We start from the raw sequence: 18,218 nt of genomic DNA on the forward strand, positions 1-18,218 counted from the left end.
TTGAAAATAATTTTTTCATAGTTTAGTTTAGTTAGTACAGAAACCTTCAGCTTCCCTCGCTGAAGGTTTTTGTTTTTATGAGAACTTTACCGATTTGGCTGGAGTAATTTTGGTAATAATAATTGACGGAATCAGCATCATCGCAACACAGAGTAACAACGTTCCTATATTTAAAAACAATACATGATAAAAAGTAAGATATACAGGTGCTACATGTACATAATAACTGTTAGGGTCTAAGGTTATCCACTCAAATTGATACTGTAAAAACAATAACAAAAGCCCCACTGCATTTCCAATCAACAAGCCTCTACCTACAATATAAGAAGCATTGTACAAAAATATTTTACGAATAGACCAACTGTTAGCTCCCAAAGTTTTCAACACCCCAATCAACTGTGTTCTCTCTAAAATCAAGACGAGTAAAGCCGTAATCATATTAATTCCCGCTACCACAATCATAATAATTACAATAATTGCAATGTTTCCATCAAACAAGCTCAGCCATTCAAAAATCTGAGGAAACTGCTCAAACAAGCTTCTACTATCTAAAGTAGAATCAATTTTTTGATAAATCTCTTTTGATTTAACATCTATCTGATCAAAATCTTCTATAAATACTTCAAAACCTCCTACCGCATCTGCTTCCCATTTGTTCAATCTTCTTACTTGATTGATATCTCCAATTATCAAACTTTTATCAAACTCATCAAAACCTGTATCAAAAACACCTACAACTTTAAAAATTCTTCTACTTGGCAACGCATTGCTATTTTCTTGCACAAAAAAAGTATCAAACTTATCTCCCAAGGTCAATTGCATTCTGTCCGAAATCTTTTTTGATATCAACACTTCACTAGACAATTCATTCCCATAAACAGGCAAATTTCCTATTTTTAAATATTCTTTAAAAAAAGACCAATCGTAATCTGTTCCAACTCCTTTTAAAATCACACCTTCAAAATCACTCTCTGTTCTAATGATTCCTGGTCTTGTTGCAAAAACCTGTATATGTTTAATTCCAGAAACGTCCTTAAATTCAGGATAAAAATTTTGTTGTAAATTTATTGGTGATTGTGTTGTCTTGGATTGGTTGTTGTCATAATTGCTAATAACCACATGTCCGTTGAAGCCTGCTACTTTTTCTCGAATTTTTTTTTGCAGCCCTACACCTGTTGCTATAGAAATCAACATCATAATCAACCCCAACGCAATAGCGCTAATTGCTATTTTTATTATTGGAGATGAAATACTATTTTTATACTCTTGAGACTTGGTTAATCTGGTCGCTATAAATAATTCAAAATTCAATTGCTTATGCACTTTAAATGGATGTTCAAAAATACATTTTTAATTCATGTATTTTTCTTATTGGCTGTTTTATCCTCGTGCAAGGCTCAAAATAACCCACAAACAAAAAATATTATAGTTGCTGCCAATAGAACCGAACTGTATTTACCTCTTTTACAAGCTAAAAAAGTGGGAATTGTGGCCAATCAAACTTCTGTGATATTTAAAAATACGGGATACACACATCTTATAGATTCCCTTTTGCAACGAAACATTTCCATTCAAAAAGTTTTTTCTCCAGAACACGGATTTAGAGGGACTGCTGATGCGGCCGAAAAAGTTAACAACAGTGTGGATGTAACAACTCAACTACCTATTGTATCTTTGTATGGAAAACACAAAAAACCTACTACTGAAGATTTGAAAGGCATTGACTTAATGATTTTTGACATTCAAGACGTTGGAGTTCGTTTTTACACCTATATTTCTACATTGCATTATGTGATGGAAGCTTGTGCTGAGAACCAAATTCCATTATTAGTTTTAGACAGACCAAACCCTAACGGACACTATGTAGATGGTCCTATGCTCAATCCAAAATACAGTTCTTTTGTAGGAAAACACCCTGTTCCTTTAGTCTACGGAATGACTATTGGTGAATACGCAACTATGATTAACGGTGAAAAATGGCTAGCAAATCAAATTCAGTGTGATTTGACTCTGATTCCTTTGTCTAATTACAATCACAACAGTAGCTACCACTTGCCTATTAGACCCTCTCCAAATTTGCCAAATGACAAAGCTATCAACCTATACCCGAGTCTAGGTTTTTTTGAAGGAACTCCTATAAATGCTGGTAGAGGAACAACGTATCAATTTCAACGTTACGGAAGTTCTTCTTTTCCAAAAACAAATTTTTACTACACACCCAAACCCAATTACGGTAGCAAATACCCTAAAGATGACGCTAAAATTTGTTATGGAGTAAATTTGACAAACACCCAAAAACTATCTAAAGTATCTATGGATTGGTTGGTAGATGCGTATCATAAATATCCTGACAAAACTGCTTTTTTTGGAAAAACCTTTACCATACATGCTGGAGATACTATTTTAGAATACCAATTAAAAAATGGGTTTACGGCAAAAGAAATAGAACAGAGTTGGCAAAGTAAAACCCAGATTTTTAAAAAGTTAAGAAAAAAATACTTGGTTTATTAAAACTCAAAGCTAAAAAAGTGTGTTTTTTGTACCAAAATCCAACTTTATTTATAACTTTAAACAAAAACAATCACCCCAGATTGTATGCTATACCCAAAACCCCATGAGTTCTAAAACGTCTATTTATACGTGCATCACTATTTTAGATGCTTATCATTTAAAAAATGCAATTCAAAGAGTGTCAGCTATTTCTGTTGTTATTGATAAAACAAATAATCAATATAAACTCTATGTAAGCAGTAGTAACTACACAAAAGCAACAGTTATTGTCCAGAACAATCTTAGAACCTTACCAAGCTTAAGATCCGTAACATTCTCTAGATAATTATAAATAATCACTTATATTTCAGTAGCTTAAAAAAGTAATTTTCAAAATTAACATTTGACACACACTAATTATACCAATCTAAGCACAAAACCCTTATAGGTTAGTTTTAGGTGTTTTACTGGATAAGAATGATTATTAACGCATAAGGTAATTTTAGTTACTTGTGAAAAATTTTGAATGGTAGCACTCAATTTTTTCTGTAAATACAAATCTTCAATTTCATAAAAAGTGAATTGAGTTGTTTTGTCTTCAATTTCATCCTTATCTAAGCCCTTCATCAACTCAAAAGACAATGTTAAAATATTTTGATGTATTTCTGCTTGAAACCTTTTTCCAAAGAACTGCAATTCAGAAACATCATCGGAATAACATGTCCCAAAAAATTTAGACAATTTTAGAATCATAATAAATTTTATAATTACCTAGACTTTCCTGCTAACGGAATTGCGGTTTTCAATGCTTCAATAATATGGTATGCAGCTGGACATATTTCAGCATTTTTCATGGTCAAATCAGTCAACTGAAAAAACTTTTTTCTATTGGTATGAGGATATTCAGAACACGCTTTAGGTCTAACGTCATAAATAACACAAGTATTATCTCTTTCGTCTAAAAAAGTACAGGGTGCTGATTTTAGCACATAGCAATCATCTGAATCTCTTTCTAGATACGTATCCATAAACTTTTGCTCTTTCATTTTTAAATGTTTTGCAATACGTTCTATATCTTTTTGAAAAAACATTGGACTTGTAGTTTTACAACAATTGGCACAAGTTAAGCAGTCTGTTCTCTCAAATTCTTGATCGTGTAAATCTTGCATTACATAATCTAAATTTTTAGGAATTCTTTTTTTCAACCTCTTAAAATAAGCAACATTTTCTTTCTTATCTTCAAAAGCTTTTTGAGGCAACGACTTTATTAATTCTTCCATTTTATCATTCATATTACAAAAGTAAGCATTCAAAATTTCATACTCTCATTTTATTTATCCCACTTCTATTCACCTAAAGCACTTATTATTTAAAAAAAACAGAAAACACATATGTATTCTTAAAATACTCATATGTTCAATCATAAAAGCTAAGATCCTCGTTGTTTTGTTCTATAACTTAAAACAATTTATTATGATAAAAAAAATACTTTTTTCTATTGCTTTTATAGCAACTACATTGACTTTTGGTCAAGTAAACACTATTACAATTTCAACATCTGCAGGTGCTGGGTTGACTGAATTAGTTGTCTCTGAAAATGGTTTCTTTTTAGATAGAACCGCACCAGATACATACGCTCAAGTAGACGTAATAATTACATCTACTGTGGTTTTTACAGGGTTAACAGAACCTGTTACTTACGATGATATTTATTTTCCTTTAAAGACAAAAGAAGATGATATTACCAACCCTAACAAACACGTATTTAGACCTGCTATAGGAAATTTAACCGACGAACTTAAAAGCTCTTCTGTACTAGTAGATGAAGTAAGAACTAGAACCTGGGTAATAGATCAACTAGAACTCAACCCTGTAGCTAGTGCGGTTCCTCCTGTTGTTGGAGAAACAATTGAATATTTAACTTCTGGAGGTGGTGTTGGAACCATTCAAGTACCTAGAACTCCTATTGTTATTGTTCCATCTTACACCATTCCATCCGACGAAAAACACGTGTATGAATTTAATAACGATGGTGATTTTGAAGACTTTACAAACAATACAGACTGTACAACTTCAGTATCAGGGGGATTCTTAACCATATCAAACACTACAGCAGACGTTTCTTCTTACGTTATCAAAAATTCTTTGACAACCTATGTAGATGCAGACACCTATAAATATGCTCACGTTTTTTACAGAAATACTTCAAAAAACACACAGTTTAGACTTGAATTTACATCTCCAACTGGAGCTAGTGGAAACCAAAACGCAATTATCGCAGAAATGGGAATATCAGATGCTTTAGAGGTTGTAAAAATTAATTTAGGAGCTAAAACAGAATGGGCAGGAAACGTAACAACATTAAAATTAATTCCAAGAGTAAATAATACAACTTCTTTTGCTGGTGATTTTTTTATTGATAGAATTGAATTTTCCGCTACAACAACCTTAAGTAGCTCTTCTCCTAGTTTTAAAAACATAACAGTGTATCCTAATCCAACCACTGGAATTATCAATATTTCAGACATTTCTAATATCAACGGAGACATCATGGTTTCTAATGTTTTAGGTCAAGTTGTAAAAACAATAGAAGCTAGCACAACTATAGACATTTCCGATTTGCCACAAGGAATTTATTTCTTACAAACAGAAAACTCATTGATTAAAAAAATAATCAAAAAATAAGCTATGGTATAACATACTATCAGTTTACTAATTTCTCAAAAGCCGTTAAATTCAATTTTAACGGCTTTTTTATGTCCGCTTGTGACAATTATCATTTTTCTATAGAGGGTTAGCTAATAATTTTGTTCTTAATCAATACCCAATCATACACATGGAAAAACATACCTTTCATATACCCGTTATGGGAATAGGTTATACAGCAGATAGCCCTTTAAAAGTTGCTCCTTATGGAATAGATTCTGTCATTTCATTGGTTGATGATATTTTATTAGAAAAACTTAGAAAATATTACACACAGTTAAACAATCTTAAATACACAGAAATCACCGATAAAACTATTGATTATAGAGCCATCAGAATTACTGCTTATCTAAATTTAGTGCACGATTTGGTTCAAGAAAAAATCAATAAGTTAAAAAACGTAACCACGTTAAAATGTCACACCCTGGCAGACTATATCAACCACCTACCTACTCCTTCCTATTTAAAACAGCAACTTCAAAACAGTAAAAATGTAGCAGAAGTACAACAATTGATTCGAGAAAATTTATATCAAGGAGCTATTGACGTTAATATTATGACCAAAGTAGACAAAACCAATTATGAAAACAGAGAGGTTTTGCCAATTGAGTTCAACGATGCACATGCTGCATTGAGAGGTTTTGCCAATTCCAAACTCAACTCATCTGTTGTTTTTTCCGCAGGAATGAATCCAAGACTGTACAATTACCTAGCTACACTTGAAGGTTTTTTCCCTGATGATTTTGGAAACTTTCCAAAGAAAATTATTTTAAAAGTGAGCGATTATCGTTCCGCAATTATTCAAGGTAAATATTTGGCTAAAAAAGGGTTGTGGGTTTCTGAATACAGAGTAGAATCTGGTTTGAATTGTGGAGGTCATGCCTTTGCTACCGATGGTTTTTTAATGGGACCTGTGTTAGAAGAATTTAAAGAAAATAGAGAACAGCTTTACAACGATACTTACGAGCTATTTTCCAATGCGCTTCGTTCTAAAAACAAAGAGGTCAGTCTTAACAAACCTGTTTTAAAAATATCAGCTCAAGGTGGTGTGGGTACTGCAGAAGAACATCAATTTTTATTAGAAACTTATCAATTGGATTCTATTGGTTGGGGATCTCCTTTTTTATTGGTTCCAGAAGCAACTACAGTAGATGACAACACACTACAACAATTAGCAACTGCCAAAGAAAAAGATGTTTATCTAAGTAATATTTCTCCGCTAGGTGTACGCTTTAACAACCTAATAGGAAACACCAAAGACGAAAAAAAACAAGAAAACATTTTAAAAAACAGACCTGGAAGCGCTTGTCCCAAAAGACATGTTGCTCTTAATCAAGAATTTAAGAAAGAAGGTCTTTGCATTGCTTCTAGGGAATATCAATATTTAAAAATAAAGCAACTTCAAGAAAATGAATCTTTAAGTCCTATTCAACTAAACAAAGAAATTAACAAAGTAACCGAAAAATCATGTATTTGTGTTGGTTTGGGAACTTCTGCCCTACTGGCTTACGGAATTTCAACCAAAATAGAAGGTACAGGAGTATCGGTATGTCCGGGTCCTAACATAGCTTATTTTGATAAAAAAGTAAGTCTATTAGAAATGATGAATCATATTTATGGAAAGAAGAATCTTTTACAAAATACCCAAAGACCTCATCTATTTGTCAAAGAATTGAACCTGTATTTAAACTATTTAGACGAGCAACTTGAATTGGCTAAAGAGGATCTAACGTTGCAACAAAACAAATACTTAAACCGATTTACAGAAAATTTACAAAAAGGGATTGTTTATTATCAGCAAATTTTTCAAGATCAATTCAACAATCTATTTCAATCGGCAACATTAAACAGGTTGAAAGCACAATTTGAAGAATTAAAAAAAATACAACAATTGCAATTACAAGAAATCTAAAAACTATTAGTTATGGACATCGATCTTATCAACAAATACAACGTACCTGGACCAAGATACACTAGTTACCCTACGGTACCTCATTGGAATGTACAAGACTTTAGATTGACAAAATGGAAAAAAAATCTTTTGGAATCTTATCATAAAAGCAACAAATCACAAGGAATCAGCTTATACATACATCTTCCTTTCTGTGATAGTATGTGTACTTTTTGTGGCTGTAACAAGAGGATTACTAAAAGACACGATGTAGAATCTCCTTATATAGATGCTGTATTAAAAGAATGGTCTATGTATTTGAATCTATTGGATGAAAAACCCGTTATTAAAGAATTACATATTGGAGGGGGAACTCCCACCTTTTTTAGCCCTGAAAATTTAAAAAGTTTGCTAAGTTGTATTATCAATACCTCAACACTTGCAGAAAATTATGAATTTAGTTTTGAAGGGCACCCAAACAACACTACCAAAGAACATTTACAGACCTTGTTTGATTTGGGTTTTAAAAGAGTTTCTTTTGGAGTACAAGACTACAACAAAACAGTACAAGCAGCCATCCATAGAATTCAACCTTTTGAAAACGTAAAAAAAGTAACAGAATGGGCAAGAGAAATAGGTTACACTTCTGTAGGTCATGATATTATTTATGGATTGCCATTTCAAACGCTTACAGATGTAGAAAACACACTAGAAAAAACCAAGAGTTTGGCTCCAGACAGAATTGCATTTTACAGTTACGCACATGTGCCTTGGTTAAAAGGAAATGGGCAAAGAGGTTACTCTGAAGAAAACTTGCCTCAAGGAATAGAAAAACTAATGATGTACGAAACTGGGAAAAAAATATTGAAAAACTACGGGTATTACAATATTGGTATGGATCACTTTTCATTACCTACCAACAGTCTGTACCAAGCCTTAAAAAATCATAAACTGCATAGAAACTTTATGGGGTATACACACGCAAAAACAGAGGTGATGATTGGTTTGGGTGTTTCCTCTATTGGAGATAGCTGGAATAGTTTCTATCAAAACGTAAAAAACATTGAAGAATATCAGGAATTGGTTAAAAACAATATTTTTCCAATTGCCAAAGGACATATTTCCTCTAAAGAAGACCTTATTATAAGACAGCATATTTTAAACCTAATGTGCCATTACGAAACCAAATGGGATGAAGAAACCTTAAAAAGTAAAACTCTAGAAAAAGCTCCATTAAAAATGTTTCCTTTACTAAATGATGGATTGATTTCTATTTCTAAGTCTCAAATTAAAGTAACTGATAAAGGAAAACCATTTATTCGAAACATTTGCATGGCTATAGACCAATATCTGGGAGATCAACCTCAGAATAAATTTTCAAAAACAGTATAAAAAAACTCCCTAAGTATAGGGAGTTTTTTTATATGCCATTTTCTTTTTTCTTATAAAAAACTACAACACCAACAACAACGTAAAAAACATTGATTTTATAAGGAGGCTTATTTGTCAAATAAAAGAATCCTTTTTTCAAAATCTTCCCTAAATAAACATTGTACTATGTAAATAAAAAATAAATGCATTTTTTAAACAAAAATCACAAAACAACAAACATTTACAACTTAAAAACAACATTCTGTTACATAGATTATCTTTTACTATAGTTTTTAGTTATTGCTATTTTAAAAAAAGGCAACAAAAAACTATACTTCATCTTTTCACACATCCAAAACCTATTAAAAGTCAATTTAGTTTGTGTAAAAACACGTTAACGCATAACTCTTCAAAATTATAATTTGGCGTTGTCTTAATTAAGTAATAATTAAGTTTCTATTAAGTCATCTATTTATTAACCCCAAAAACATACAACATCAATTTAAAACATTACTTATTTATCTCAAAAAAACATCAAAAACATTAAACTAAATTTAAACATCCAAGAGTATGAAATTAAAAACAATAAGAATTTTGTTACTATTAATTGTAACAACAGTGCAATTCTCATTTGCACAGGAAAAAATCATGGGAGTCGTAACTGATGACTCTGGACCAATACCCGGAGCAACAATTACTATTAAAGGTACTTCAAAGTCTACAATAACAGATTTTGATGGTAATTATTCCATTACTGCCAATCCAGGAGATATTCTTGCATTTAGTTATTTTGGAATGAAAACTGAAGAAAAAACGGTTGGAATAGATAAAACAATAAACGTAACCTTGTCCGAAGATGTAGAGTCTTTAAATGAAGTTGTAGTAACCGCAATGGGAATTTCCAAAAGAAAAAGAGCTGTTGGATACTCCATTGCAGAATTTAGTGGAGAAGACATCTCTAAAACACAAGCCATTAATCCTGTAACAGCTGTACAAGGTAAAGTAGCTGGTTTAGATATTTCCTCTCCTCCAACACCAGGAGGTACACAAAACGTAATTATTAGAGGGGTTTCTTCTTTTGGTAACGTACAACCCATGTATATAGTAGATGGAGTAGTACTTACTAACATACAAGAACGTGGTGGTAGTAGTTTAAACAACCAAGCAGACTTTGGTTCTGGATTAAATGCTGTTAACCCTGACGATATTGAAAACTTTACTATCTTAAAAGGTGCTGCTGCAACTGCATTGTATGGTTCTAGAGCTGCTAACGGTGTTGTATTAATTACAACAAAAAGTGGTAAAGACGGTAAATTAAAAGTAAACTTTAACAGTTCTGTTTCTGTAAACGTAGTAGGCTTTTTACCCGAAAGACAATCTCAATTTGGTCAAGGTTGGAGTGGAGATCGTGCTTTAGACGAAAACGGAAACTGGGGTGCTGCATATGATGGTGTGGACAGAGTTTGGGGTAATATTGTAGACAATAGTCAAAAAATTAAACCTTACGTATACTTAGAAAATAGTTTGAGAGATTTTTACGACGTAGGAGAAAGTTATAAAAACTCTATCTCTTTATCTGGAGGAGATGAAAAGAACACTTACTTCTTATCCGCATCTCAAAACAGTGTAGATGGTGTGATACCAACAGATAATGATTCTTATAAAAGATATACTTTATCTACCAAAGCATCTCACAAAACAAAAAAATTAAAATTAAGTTCAGCAATGAACTTTAGTAAGCAAACTATTAATGTTGTACCTTCAGGACAAGGGACATCTTTAAGTAGATCTTTAAATGAAATTGCTAATGATATATCTATTGTTGATTTAGAGGATTATAATGATAAATTTAACAACTTAGACAACTACTTTACTCCTTACGGTGTTAATCCATACTATATTTTAAACAACAACACTGCAAGCCAAGATAAATATAAGTTCTATGGTAAGTTTGAAGTTGAATATAACATACTAGACAACTTAAAATTGGATTACCGTTTTTCTGGAGATTATGAATCATCTACTGCTGAAGAAAAAACAGGAATTATTTCTTTTTCTGAAGACGCTATTAACGCAGGATCTAGTACTGCTACACCTGGAGCATATACACAAACAAAAAGAGAAAGAGTACAGTTAAGTCACGATGCAATGTTATTATACAACCAAGACTTTACCAAAGATTTATCTTTCAGTGCTATTTTAGGTTTAAATGTTAACGAAAGATCTAACAATTGGTTAGAAGGTAATATTTCTTCTATTGATGTTCCTGGATTTTACGATTTAGGAAATACTTTAACTCCTGCAACAGCAGACCAAGACAGAGACAAAAGAAGATTAATTGGTACATATGCTAGTGTAGATTTAGGGTTTAAAGATTATTTATTCTTAAATGCTACTATCAGAAATGACTGGTCTTCTACGCTACCTAAAGAAAATAATTCATATATGTATGGAGGAGTTACAGGTAGTTTTATCTTAAGTGAGTTATTAAAAAGCTTAGACTCTAAACCAGATTATTTAAGTTTCTCTAAATTTAGAGTAGCATACGGTTCTACAGGTAAAGATGCTGAACCTTATAAAGTTTATGACAGATATGTAGTAGGAACATCTGCTAATCCTGGTTTTCCAGATGTTGATGATTTAAGTTTTCCATTAGGAGGTGTTAATTCTTATACTGTATCAGATTTATTAGGAAACCAAGAATTAAAGCCAGAAATTACAAGAGAATTTGAAGTTGGTTTGGAAAACAGATTCTTTAGAAGTAGAATTGGTTTTGAATTGTCTTACTACAATAGATTTACAGAAGGTTTAATTGATACACTACCTATTGATTATTCATCTGGATATACTCAAGTTACTTCTAATTTAGGAGATGTTAGAAATAGTGGTATAGAATTAAACCTAAATTTTGTTCCAGTAAAAACCAAAGATTTTAGATGGGATATGGACTGGGCATACACTAAAAACAAAAACAAAATTGAAAAATTAGATGTAAGCGAAATCTACTTATCAGGTTTTAGTACTGTTAGTATTTATGCTGTAGAAGGAATGGCAATAGGTCAATTTAAATCTACTAAACCAAAAACAGTTATTGTTGATGGTGTAGAAAGTATTGTTGTAGATGGAGCAGGTAATCCTCAAGCAACTACTGATGCTGAATTGTTAGGAAAAGACGTTAACGAAAAATTCCGTTTAGGTTTAACAAACTCTTTCACTTACAAAGGATTTAGCTTAGCAGGTACATTAGACTTAAGGTATGGTGGTTACATCTACTCTGGTACTAAAGATTACATGCACTGGACAGGTAGTTCTCCTGAAAGTGTTTTAAATGATAGAAATACATTTATCATTCCTAACTCAGTAGTTGCAAATGCAGATGGTAGTTATTCTGAAAACTCTACACCAGTAGATCCTACAGCTTTACATACTTTTTATAGTACAGGTGGTATGGAAGGAGAATCTTATGCAGTAATCGATAAATCTTATTTAAAATTAAGAAATGTTACTTTAGGATATACAATTCCTAAATCATTCTGTGATAAAATCAATGTATCTAAAATTAACTTGTCATTAACAGCAACAAACTTCTTGTTATGGAAACACAAAGACAATCCTTATATAGATCCGGAGACTACTACTTTTGGTAACAATGTAGATGCAAAATTTGGAGAATACAACACTAATCCAACTCAACAAACATATACATTTGGAGTAAACATTCAATTATAAAAACAACCTAATATGAAGAAACATATATTAAATATAACAACTGTTTTCCTATTGATTTTCGCATCGAGTTGTGATAATTATTTAGACGTAAACAACGACCCAAATGTTTTGGGAGACACTGATGAACCTAAAATTCTTTTACCAACTACAGAAGTAGGCTTAGCCAATACTTTAATGGGATGGGATTTAGGTTTTGCTGGAGGATATTGGTCAGAATACTGGACACAAAGCTATACAGCATCTCAATTTAAAGTTTTGTGTGAATATGAAGATGGTTCTGTTACAAGTTTTGAAAACGCTTATGAAGAATTAACTTCTGGAGTATTAATAGATGCTAAAAGAATTAGTGAATTAGCAAGTGAAAATGGAGAAATAGGATATGCATACATCAGTGAAGCCATATCTATTTTTACATGGCAAGTAATGACAGATTTATGGGGTAATATTCCTTACACTGAAGCATTAAGTGGTAATGATGGTGTTAAATCTCCAAATTTTGATAATGCAGAAGATATTTATGCTGATTTAGAAGCTAGAATTGATGCTTTATTAGCTACGGATATTTCTACATTACCAGCAATAGATGTAGATTTTGATTTTATTTTTAATGGTGATTTAGAAAAATGGGAACAGTTTGCAAACTCATTAAAATTAAAATTAATGATGAGACAATCTGAAACTTCTAATTTTGATATTAATGAAGTAATTACTTTTATTGAAAGTGCAACTTTTTTAACAGAATCTGCTAAAATTGAAGGTTCAGAATACTGGAATGATTCTCAAGAAGGAGGAAGACATCCAATGAGAGAATTTGAAGCAGGTGGTGCTGGGTTTTTATCTACAAATGTAATTGGTTGTAAAACTTTTATTGATTATTTAAATAAAAATGATGACCCTAGAATAGATGTTTTATTTACAGCTACAGGAGACGATCATGAAGGTGCTTTCTTTGGAGATTTTGACTCAAAAGACGATTCTGATGCAGATGGAACAGATGATGAAGATGAAGATTATAGTGAAGCTCTATTTGCTGGAGATACTGACATAGTAATAATATCTTCTTGGGAAGTTAACTTTTTTATAGCCGAAGCTTATGCTAGAAATGGAGATCCTAACACTGCCAAAACATACTACGATTTAGGAGTAACTGCCTCTTTAGCACAAAATGACATCGTTGATACTTCTATTGTCACTACAGGTTATGCTACATGGGTTACCGGTACTCAAGAAGAAAACATCAAACAAATTGCTATGCAAAAATGGGTAGCCAATGCTAACTATCAACATATAGAATCATTTATTGATAGAAACAGAACTAAGTACCCAGCTGTCTCAGAAATCGATATCAAAGCAGACAGACAAGCTGCTGATCAAAACTTTCCGTTAGGTGACCTTACCATTTCTGTAAACGGTAGAGAAAAAACTAACGGTTACTTACCAGTCTCTCCTATTTACCCAACAGATGTTTTAAACAGAAATATTAATTCTCCAGGACAAAAAACTAATTTATTAGAGAAAATTTGGTGGGATCAAAAAACAGGTAAATAATTAGTTAGAACCTTAAAAACGTAAAAAAATGAAAAAAATTATAAATTATATAATTCCCATGATCACAGTACTTTTTCTAAGTTCATGTGAGCAAGATTTAGATACAGAGGATATCTCTAGAATTACCTATTACAATGAAATAGAATTAGTAGGAGATGAAATCTACGTAATTGAGCAAGGTTCAACATATGTAGAACCAGGAGCAATTGCTTTCGAAGATGAAGCAGATGTAACTGAAAACATTATTATTTCAGGGGATGTTGATACATCAACCCCAGGGCATTATCTTGTTAGTTACAATATTGTAAATGTTGATGGTTTTGCAAAAACTATTACTAGAAATGTATTTGTATTACCTACAGATAGAAAAATATCTGACGAGTATAGTGGTAGTTACACTGGTGAAAATTCTGCTGGATCTTTTACAGAAGCCTGTACAATATCTCATTTAGGAGATGGATTGTATTATTGTGATGATTTGATAGGAGGTAGATATAATATTGGTTATGATTACGGAGCTGCTTATAAAATACCTGGATACTTTTATATTACATCTGATGGTACTAGCTATGAAGCCTTACTAACAAGCTCTCCTTGGGGTCCATGGGGTGTTATCGATCCAATACTAGACGGTACTAAATTTAGCCATTATATGCAAAGTGGTACTTTTCAAACACCTAGTACTTTAATAAAAGAATAACTCAAATATAATAAATATGAAAAAAATTAATATTAAAAAATTATTAGGGTTGTTTACAATGGCAACCATTATGTCTCTTACATCTTGTAGTGAAGATGTAGATGTTTGGGATAGTGAAACTTTAGACTATTCTGGTACTTATTTCTTTGAACTATATGACGAAGACATGACCACTAAATACGAAAGCTATGACCATAGCGTTCAGTTAATGATTTACAATACTGCCGATAATATAGAAAACACTGTTTGGTTAGACGATGCAGAATCAATGTTTCCTTTAAAAAGTAAATTTTCATTTGCAGGTACTTCTGAATCATTTATGAGTGAAAATACAGATTTTGATGATTTAGATAATGATGTGCTAGCGATAGCAGCTCCTGAATCAAAACCTACAGGGTTAGGAGAAGAAATAACTGAAGAAAGATATAATATCAGAAACTTAGTTTTAGATGGTAAAATATTACCGAATGCAGGTACAACAGTAAGTGGTAATCCTGTAGACAGTATTTATATTAAAATTAAATTATTAAGTGGTAATGTTAAATTTACAAGCTACGAAGTAGATGAATCTTTAAGAGCCAACCCTGAAGTTGCTGAGTATGATTGGGAATATGATAGTGCTACTTACGATGACACATTAGATGAAACTTACGTAATTTCTGGTCACAGAAAAACTGGTTTTGAAGAAGATGATCATTAATAAAAAAGGATAGTATTTTGTAATAAGTTTATTTATAAGGTTCGCTTTCTCATTAGAGTTAGCGGACCTTTTTTATGAAATTTAATACAAGTACACCTCTACAATCTTATTGTAAAATTCCCATAATTTTATCTTGATATCTGCTTGTATAATTGTTACAGCTACAGTAATACTATCTGAGATATTTGCAAAACAGTAGAAAGGGAAATTAAATATACTAAAAACGGAAAGTGATTATCTAGCTCTAATAAAAAGTAGAACATTCTAAGGCTAACCTAAGAAAGCTTAATAGTTTAACAAATGTGTTGTAACAGTAGTAGTATTCGTAAACTTATATCAGAGAAAAGTTAATTTAGATAACTCTTAGAAAATTGTTAGAGTTTTTTAATGACAACCTACAGGAACCAAATGTATTTGCAAACTCAAGTCTGAAGGAGATACAAAAGCAATTCCTAAGCCCAAACCCCGTAAAACAAACATAACTCCAACAACCAACAACATTACAGGAACTGCTTTGTTAAAAACCGCTTTGAATTTAGCTGTGCTGATTAATTTGATTCCCATAAACAAAAACATTAATGGCAATGTACCCAAACCAAAAATAAACAAATACAAGCCTCCCTCCCATGCTGTTCCTAAAGCAATGGCTCCTATTAATGCCACGTATAAAGTTCCACATGGCAACAAACCATTGAGCATTCCCAAACTAAAAAAATTTAGTAAAGATTTAGATTTTGCCAATCTTTGGTAACCATTCTTAAACAAACTCAATACTTTAAATGTAGATTTTTGTTCCAAATAGCGTAAAACCTTTTTTTGAAATAAAGCAATAACAATCAATATAGCACCTGCTACAATAGACAATGTTTGTTGCAATCCTGCCAACACAAATGCTCTTCCAAACAAACCAAACACAACTCCAATAGTTGCATAAGTAAACAACCTTCCCAAATGATAGGCAGAAATTTTAAACCATTTTTCACGAGCAGTTCCCTTGTGTACTGGCAAAGCAAAAGCAATGGGTCCGCACATACCAACGCAGTGCAGACTACTTAACAAACCAAAAATAAAAGCGGAAGCAAACATTAAAAATAAAATTGTTCTTTTTGATAATAAGTCTTTTTAGGCTCTTTTGCATAATGCCAGGTAATAACAGCATTCCACCTCCCTTTGACCAATTCATTATCCGTTATTTTAATCTCATCGTTGTAAATTGCTTTGACAAAATCTAATTTGTCGTTAGAAGGTCTATAAAACTGAATTTCACCAACAATTCCATCCTCATTTAAATTCGGAATTTTTACAGTCAATACATCATTCACTAATTCAAAAATTACTTTTTGAGACAAATCTTTTGCATTGATAGATTGATTGATGGTGCTCTGAAAATTCAACTCCTCTTGGTAATATTCTTCAGAAACCAAATTGTAATCGTATTCTTTTTGCGTAAACGTTTTAACTACAAAATACAGTATAAATGTTATAAAAGCGACAAATGTAATGACGATACTTGTTCCCCAATTGATTTTCATATTCTTGTTTCTTTAGACTTTTGCAACTGACGGTTGTCTATGCAGATTTAATTATTTTTTGGTAACTAGTTTAAATAGAGAGTACTTAAAGATACAATCTCCCTAACACAAAAACATAGATTACCATTTATTTTTAGGGCTTAAAAAATGTGTTTTAGTACTTGTAATTTCTTTATCACTCTGGTAAATTCCAAGTTCAACCGTTTCATTACTGTCCGTCAAATCTGACTCTGGAATTTCTATAAATACCGTTCCTTCGTAAATTGCTTGTTCTTTTAATAGCAAATGATCTGTTCCTACCAATTTTACTTTTCCATTAGGATGAGACAACAACTGAAAGGATAATGAATCTATTTCTTCACTAGTTTTGTTCACCAATTTGTAGGTGTACACATTGCTAATCACTCTATTTTCCTTTACCTGATACAATTCCCCTGGCACTCTAAAAAAGTTAGCCTGTACATGACTTCTCACCGTTAATAAACTTATCAAAACAACAACCAATACAGTTAAAATAGCAGTGTAAGCTTTAATTCTAACAGTAAATTCAAAAGGTTCGTTTTTCTCAATATTTTCTTCTGAAGCATAACGAATCAGTCCTTGAGGTTGGTTTGTTTTGAGCATCATAAAATCACAAGCATCCATACAAGCGGTACAGTTTACACACTCCAACTGCGTTCCATTTCTAATGTCAATTCCTGTTGGACAAACTTCTACACACTGATCACAATCAATACAATTTCCTTTTCCTACATCTTCTCTATTTTCATTTTTTCTGAACTTTGCTCTTCCTTTTTTTCCTTCTCCTCTAATGTAATCGTAAGCTACAATAATAGATTTATTGTCTAACAAAACTCCTTGTAAACGTCCGTAAGGACAAGCAATAATACATACTTGTTCTCTAAACCACGAAAAAATAAAGTAAAATACTCCAGTAAAAATCCAAATACTAACAAAACCACCTATGTGTTCGGACACTGGTTCTGTGATGATTTTTAACAAACGATCACTACTAATAATATAAGCCAAAAACACATTAGAAATCACAAAAGAAATGAGCAAATACAATGCGTGCTTAAAAACTCTTTTCTTTATTTTTTCAGCATTCCAATCTTGTTTTGCCAACCTTATTTGTGCTCCTTTATCTCCTTCTATCCAATAATCTATTTTGCGAAACACCATTTCTAAAAAAATAGTTTGAGGACAAATCCATCCGCAAAAAACACGTCCATAAATCACTGTAAATAAAATGATAAATACCACACCGACCAACATAGACAGTACTAACAAATAAAAATCTTGTGGCCAAAAAGGGAATCCTAAAATGTGAAACTTTCTTTCTACAACATTGAACAAAAAAAGCTGATTCCCATTGATTTTTAAAAATGGAGCAGACAATAAAAATGCCAACAAAGCCATACTAACCCACGTTCTATATCTGTAAAACCTCCCCTTTGGTTTTTTAGGATATATCCACGAACGCTTTCCTTTCTCATCTATTGTTGAAATAGAATCTCTAAAGACTTCTTTATTATCTGCATCCATCATAAC

The 18,218-nt window shown here is 31.9% G+C and carries 15 protein-coding genes; 9 read left to right on the forward strand and 6 right to left on the reverse strand.

Translation table 11 applies throughout. The features are described from left to right. Positions 1–75: 75 nt before the first annotated feature. Entirely contained in the window at positions 76–1,311 is a 1,236-nt protein-coding gene (locus tag Q4548_RS13755; protein ID WP_303455964.1) for an ABC transporter permease, read from the reverse strand. A gap of 21 nt (positions 1,312–1,332) precedes the next feature. On the opposite strand from Q4548_RS13755, the gene Q4548_RS13760 reads away from it, so the two are divergent. Both Q4548_RS13760 and Q4548_RS13765 read left to right on the forward strand, forming a co-directional pair. Then, entirely contained in the window at positions 1,333–2,511 is a 1,179-nt protein-coding gene (locus tag Q4548_RS13760) for a DUF1343 domain-containing protein (protein WP_303455965.1), read from the forward strand. A gap of 103 nt (positions 2,512–2,614) precedes the next feature. Further along, entirely contained in the window at positions 2,615–2,836 is a 222-nt protein-coding gene (locus Q4548_RS13765) for a hypothetical protein (protein WP_303455966.1), read from the forward strand. Positions 2,837–2,907: 71 nt separating this feature from the next. Here the strand turns inward: Q4548_RS13765 and Q4548_RS13770 are convergent, their stop codons facing one another. Together Q4548_RS13770 and Q4548_RS13775 are read right to left on the reverse strand one after the other, a co-directional pair. Then, on the reverse strand, positions 2,908–3,243 hold the full coding sequence (locus tag Q4548_RS13770) for a hypothetical protein (protein ID WP_303455967.1): 336 nt from the start codon (positions 3,241–3,243) through the stop codon (positions 2,908–2,910). 14 nt (positions 3,244–3,257) lie between these two features. Next, positions 3,258–3,770, reverse strand: coding sequence for a YkgJ family cysteine cluster protein (locus Q4548_RS13775; protein ID WP_303455968.1), 513 nt, complete (start codon positions 3,768–3,770; stop codon positions 3,258–3,260). A gap of 193 nt (positions 3,771–3,963) precedes the next feature. Between Q4548_RS13775 and Q4548_RS13780 the strand changes: the two genes are divergently transcribed. The 7 genes from Q4548_RS13780 (at position 3,964) to Q4548_RS13810 (ending at position 15,135) form a co-directional block, all read left to right on the forward strand. Further along, positions 3,964–5,175 (forward strand): T9SS type A sorting domain-containing protein, encoded by a 1,212-nt coding sequence (locus tag Q4548_RS13780; RefSeq protein ID WP_303455970.1) that lies wholly within the window; start codon positions 3,964–3,966, stop codon positions 5,173–5,175. A 151-nt stretch (positions 5,176–5,326) separates the two neighbouring features. Beyond that, positions 5,327–7,108 (forward strand): hypothetical protein, encoded by a 1,782-nt coding sequence (locus Q4548_RS13785; protein ID WP_303455971.1) that lies wholly within the window; start codon positions 5,327–5,329, stop codon positions 7,106–7,108. Positions 7,109–7,120: 12 nt separating this feature from the next. Beyond that, a complete protein-coding gene (gene hemN, locus Q4548_RS13790; RefSeq protein WP_303455972.1) occupies positions 7,121–8,479 on the forward strand; it encodes an oxygen-independent coproporphyrinogen III oxidase in 1,359 nt (452 codons plus the stop codon). 549 nt (positions 8,480–9,028) lie between these two features. After that, on the forward strand, positions 9,029–12,187 hold the full coding sequence (locus tag Q4548_RS13795) for a SusC/RagA family TonB-linked outer membrane protein (protein WP_303455973.1): 3,159 nt from the start codon (positions 9,029–9,031) through the stop codon (positions 12,185–12,187). 12 nt (positions 12,188–12,199) lie between these two features. Further along, positions 12,200–13,735 (forward strand): SusD/RagB family nutrient-binding outer membrane lipoprotein, encoded by a 1,536-nt coding sequence (locus tag Q4548_RS13800; protein ID WP_303455975.1) that lies wholly within the window; start codon positions 12,200–12,202, stop codon positions 13,733–13,735. A 28-nt stretch (positions 13,736–13,763) separates the two neighbouring features. After that, on the forward strand, positions 13,764–14,435 hold the full coding sequence (locus Q4548_RS13805) for an immunoglobulin-like domain-containing protein (protein WP_303455977.1): 672 nt from the start codon (positions 13,764–13,766) through the stop codon (positions 14,433–14,435). A 16-nt stretch (positions 14,436–14,451) separates the two neighbouring features. Continuing rightward, a complete protein-coding gene (locus Q4548_RS13810) occupies positions 14,452–15,135 on the forward strand; it encodes a lipid-binding protein (RefSeq protein ID WP_303455978.1) in 684 nt (227 codons plus the stop codon). A gap of 384 nt (positions 15,136–15,519) precedes the next feature. On the opposite strand, the gene Q4548_RS13815 is transcribed toward Q4548_RS13810, so the two are convergent. The 3 genes from Q4548_RS13815 to ccoG all read right to left on the reverse strand — a co-directional run bounded on the left by Q4548_RS13815 (position 15,520) and on the right by ccoG (position 18,212). Further along, positions 15,520–16,221 carry a sulfite exporter TauE/SafE family protein gene (locus Q4548_RS13815; protein WP_303455979.1) on the reverse strand — a complete coding sequence of 234 codons (702 nt, stop codon included), beginning with the start codon at positions 16,219–16,221 and terminating at the stop codon, positions 15,520–15,522. Continuing rightward, on the reverse strand, positions 16,221–16,667 hold the full coding sequence (locus tag Q4548_RS13820; protein ID WP_303455980.1) for a FixH family protein: 447 nt from the start codon (positions 16,665–16,667) through the stop codon (positions 16,221–16,223). The genes Q4548_RS13815 and Q4548_RS13820 overlap by 1 nt, the downstream gene beginning before the upstream one ends. Positions 16,668–16,787: 120 nt before the next feature. Then, complete coding sequence (ccoG, locus tag Q4548_RS13825; protein WP_303456020.1) at positions 16,788–18,212, reverse strand: cytochrome c oxidase accessory protein CcoG; 1,425 nt, start codon at positions 18,210–18,212, stop codon at positions 16,788–16,790. Positions 18,213–18,218 lie beyond the last annotated feature (6 nt).

The organism is Wenyingzhuangia sp. 2_MG-2023 (genome assembly GCF_030548295.1).
GTDB lineage: Bacteria > Bacteroidota > Bacteroidia > Flavobacteriales > Flavobacteriaceae > Wenyingzhuangia.

Bases quoted from the DNA above. Each gene is read 5' to 3' on its own strand.
- Q4548_RS13795 (WP_303455973.1), top strand. From the start codon at position 9,029: ATGAAATTAAAAACAATAAGAATTTTGTTACTATTAATTGTAACAACA.
- Q4548_RS13785 (WP_303455971.1), top strand. From the start codon at position 5,327: ATGGAAAAACATACCTTTCATATACCCGTTATGGGAATAGGTTATACA.
- Q4548_RS13760 (WP_303455965.1), top strand. From the start codon at position 1,333: ATGTTCAAAAATACATTTTTAATTCATGTATTTTTCTTATTGGCTGTT.
- Q4548_RS13775 (WP_303455968.1), bottom strand. From the start codon at position 3,770: ATGGAAGAATTAATAAAGTCGTTGCCTCAAAAAGCTTTTGAAGATAAG.
- Q4548_RS13810 (WP_303455978.1), top strand. From the start codon at position 14,452: ATGAAAAAAATTAATATTAAAAAATTATTAGGGTTGTTTACAATGGCA.
- Q4548_RS13815 (WP_303455979.1), bottom strand. From the start codon at position 16,221: ATGTTTGCTTCCGCTTTTATTTTTGGTTTGTTAAGTAGTCTGCACTGC.
- Q4548_RS13820 (WP_303455980.1), bottom strand. From the start codon at position 16,667: ATGAAAATCAATTGGGGAACAAGTATCGTCATTACATTTGTCGCTTTT.
- Q4548_RS13800 (WP_303455975.1), top strand. From the start codon at position 12,200: ATGAAGAAACATATATTAAATATAACAACTGTTTTCCTATTGATTTTC.
- Q4548_RS13805 (WP_303455977.1), top strand. From the start codon at position 13,764: ATGAAAAAAATTATAAATTATATAATTCCCATGATCACAGTACTTTTT.
- ccoG (WP_303456020.1), bottom strand. From the start codon at position 18,212: ATGGATGCAGATAATAAAGAAGTCTTTAGAGATTCTATTTCAACAATA.
- Q4548_RS13780 (WP_303455970.1), top strand. From the start codon at position 3,964: ATGATAAAAAAAATACTTTTTTCTATTGCTTTTATAGCAACTACATTG.
- Q4548_RS13765 (WP_303455966.1), top strand. From the start codon at position 2,615: ATGAGTTCTAAAACGTCTATTTATACGTGCATCACTATTTTAGATGCT.
- hemN (WP_303455972.1), top strand. From the start codon at position 7,121: ATGGACATCGATCTTATCAACAAATACAACGTACCTGGACCAAGATAC.
- Q4548_RS13770 (WP_303455967.1), bottom strand. From the start codon at position 3,243: ATGATTCTAAAATTGTCTAAATTTTTTGGGACATGTTATTCCGATGAT.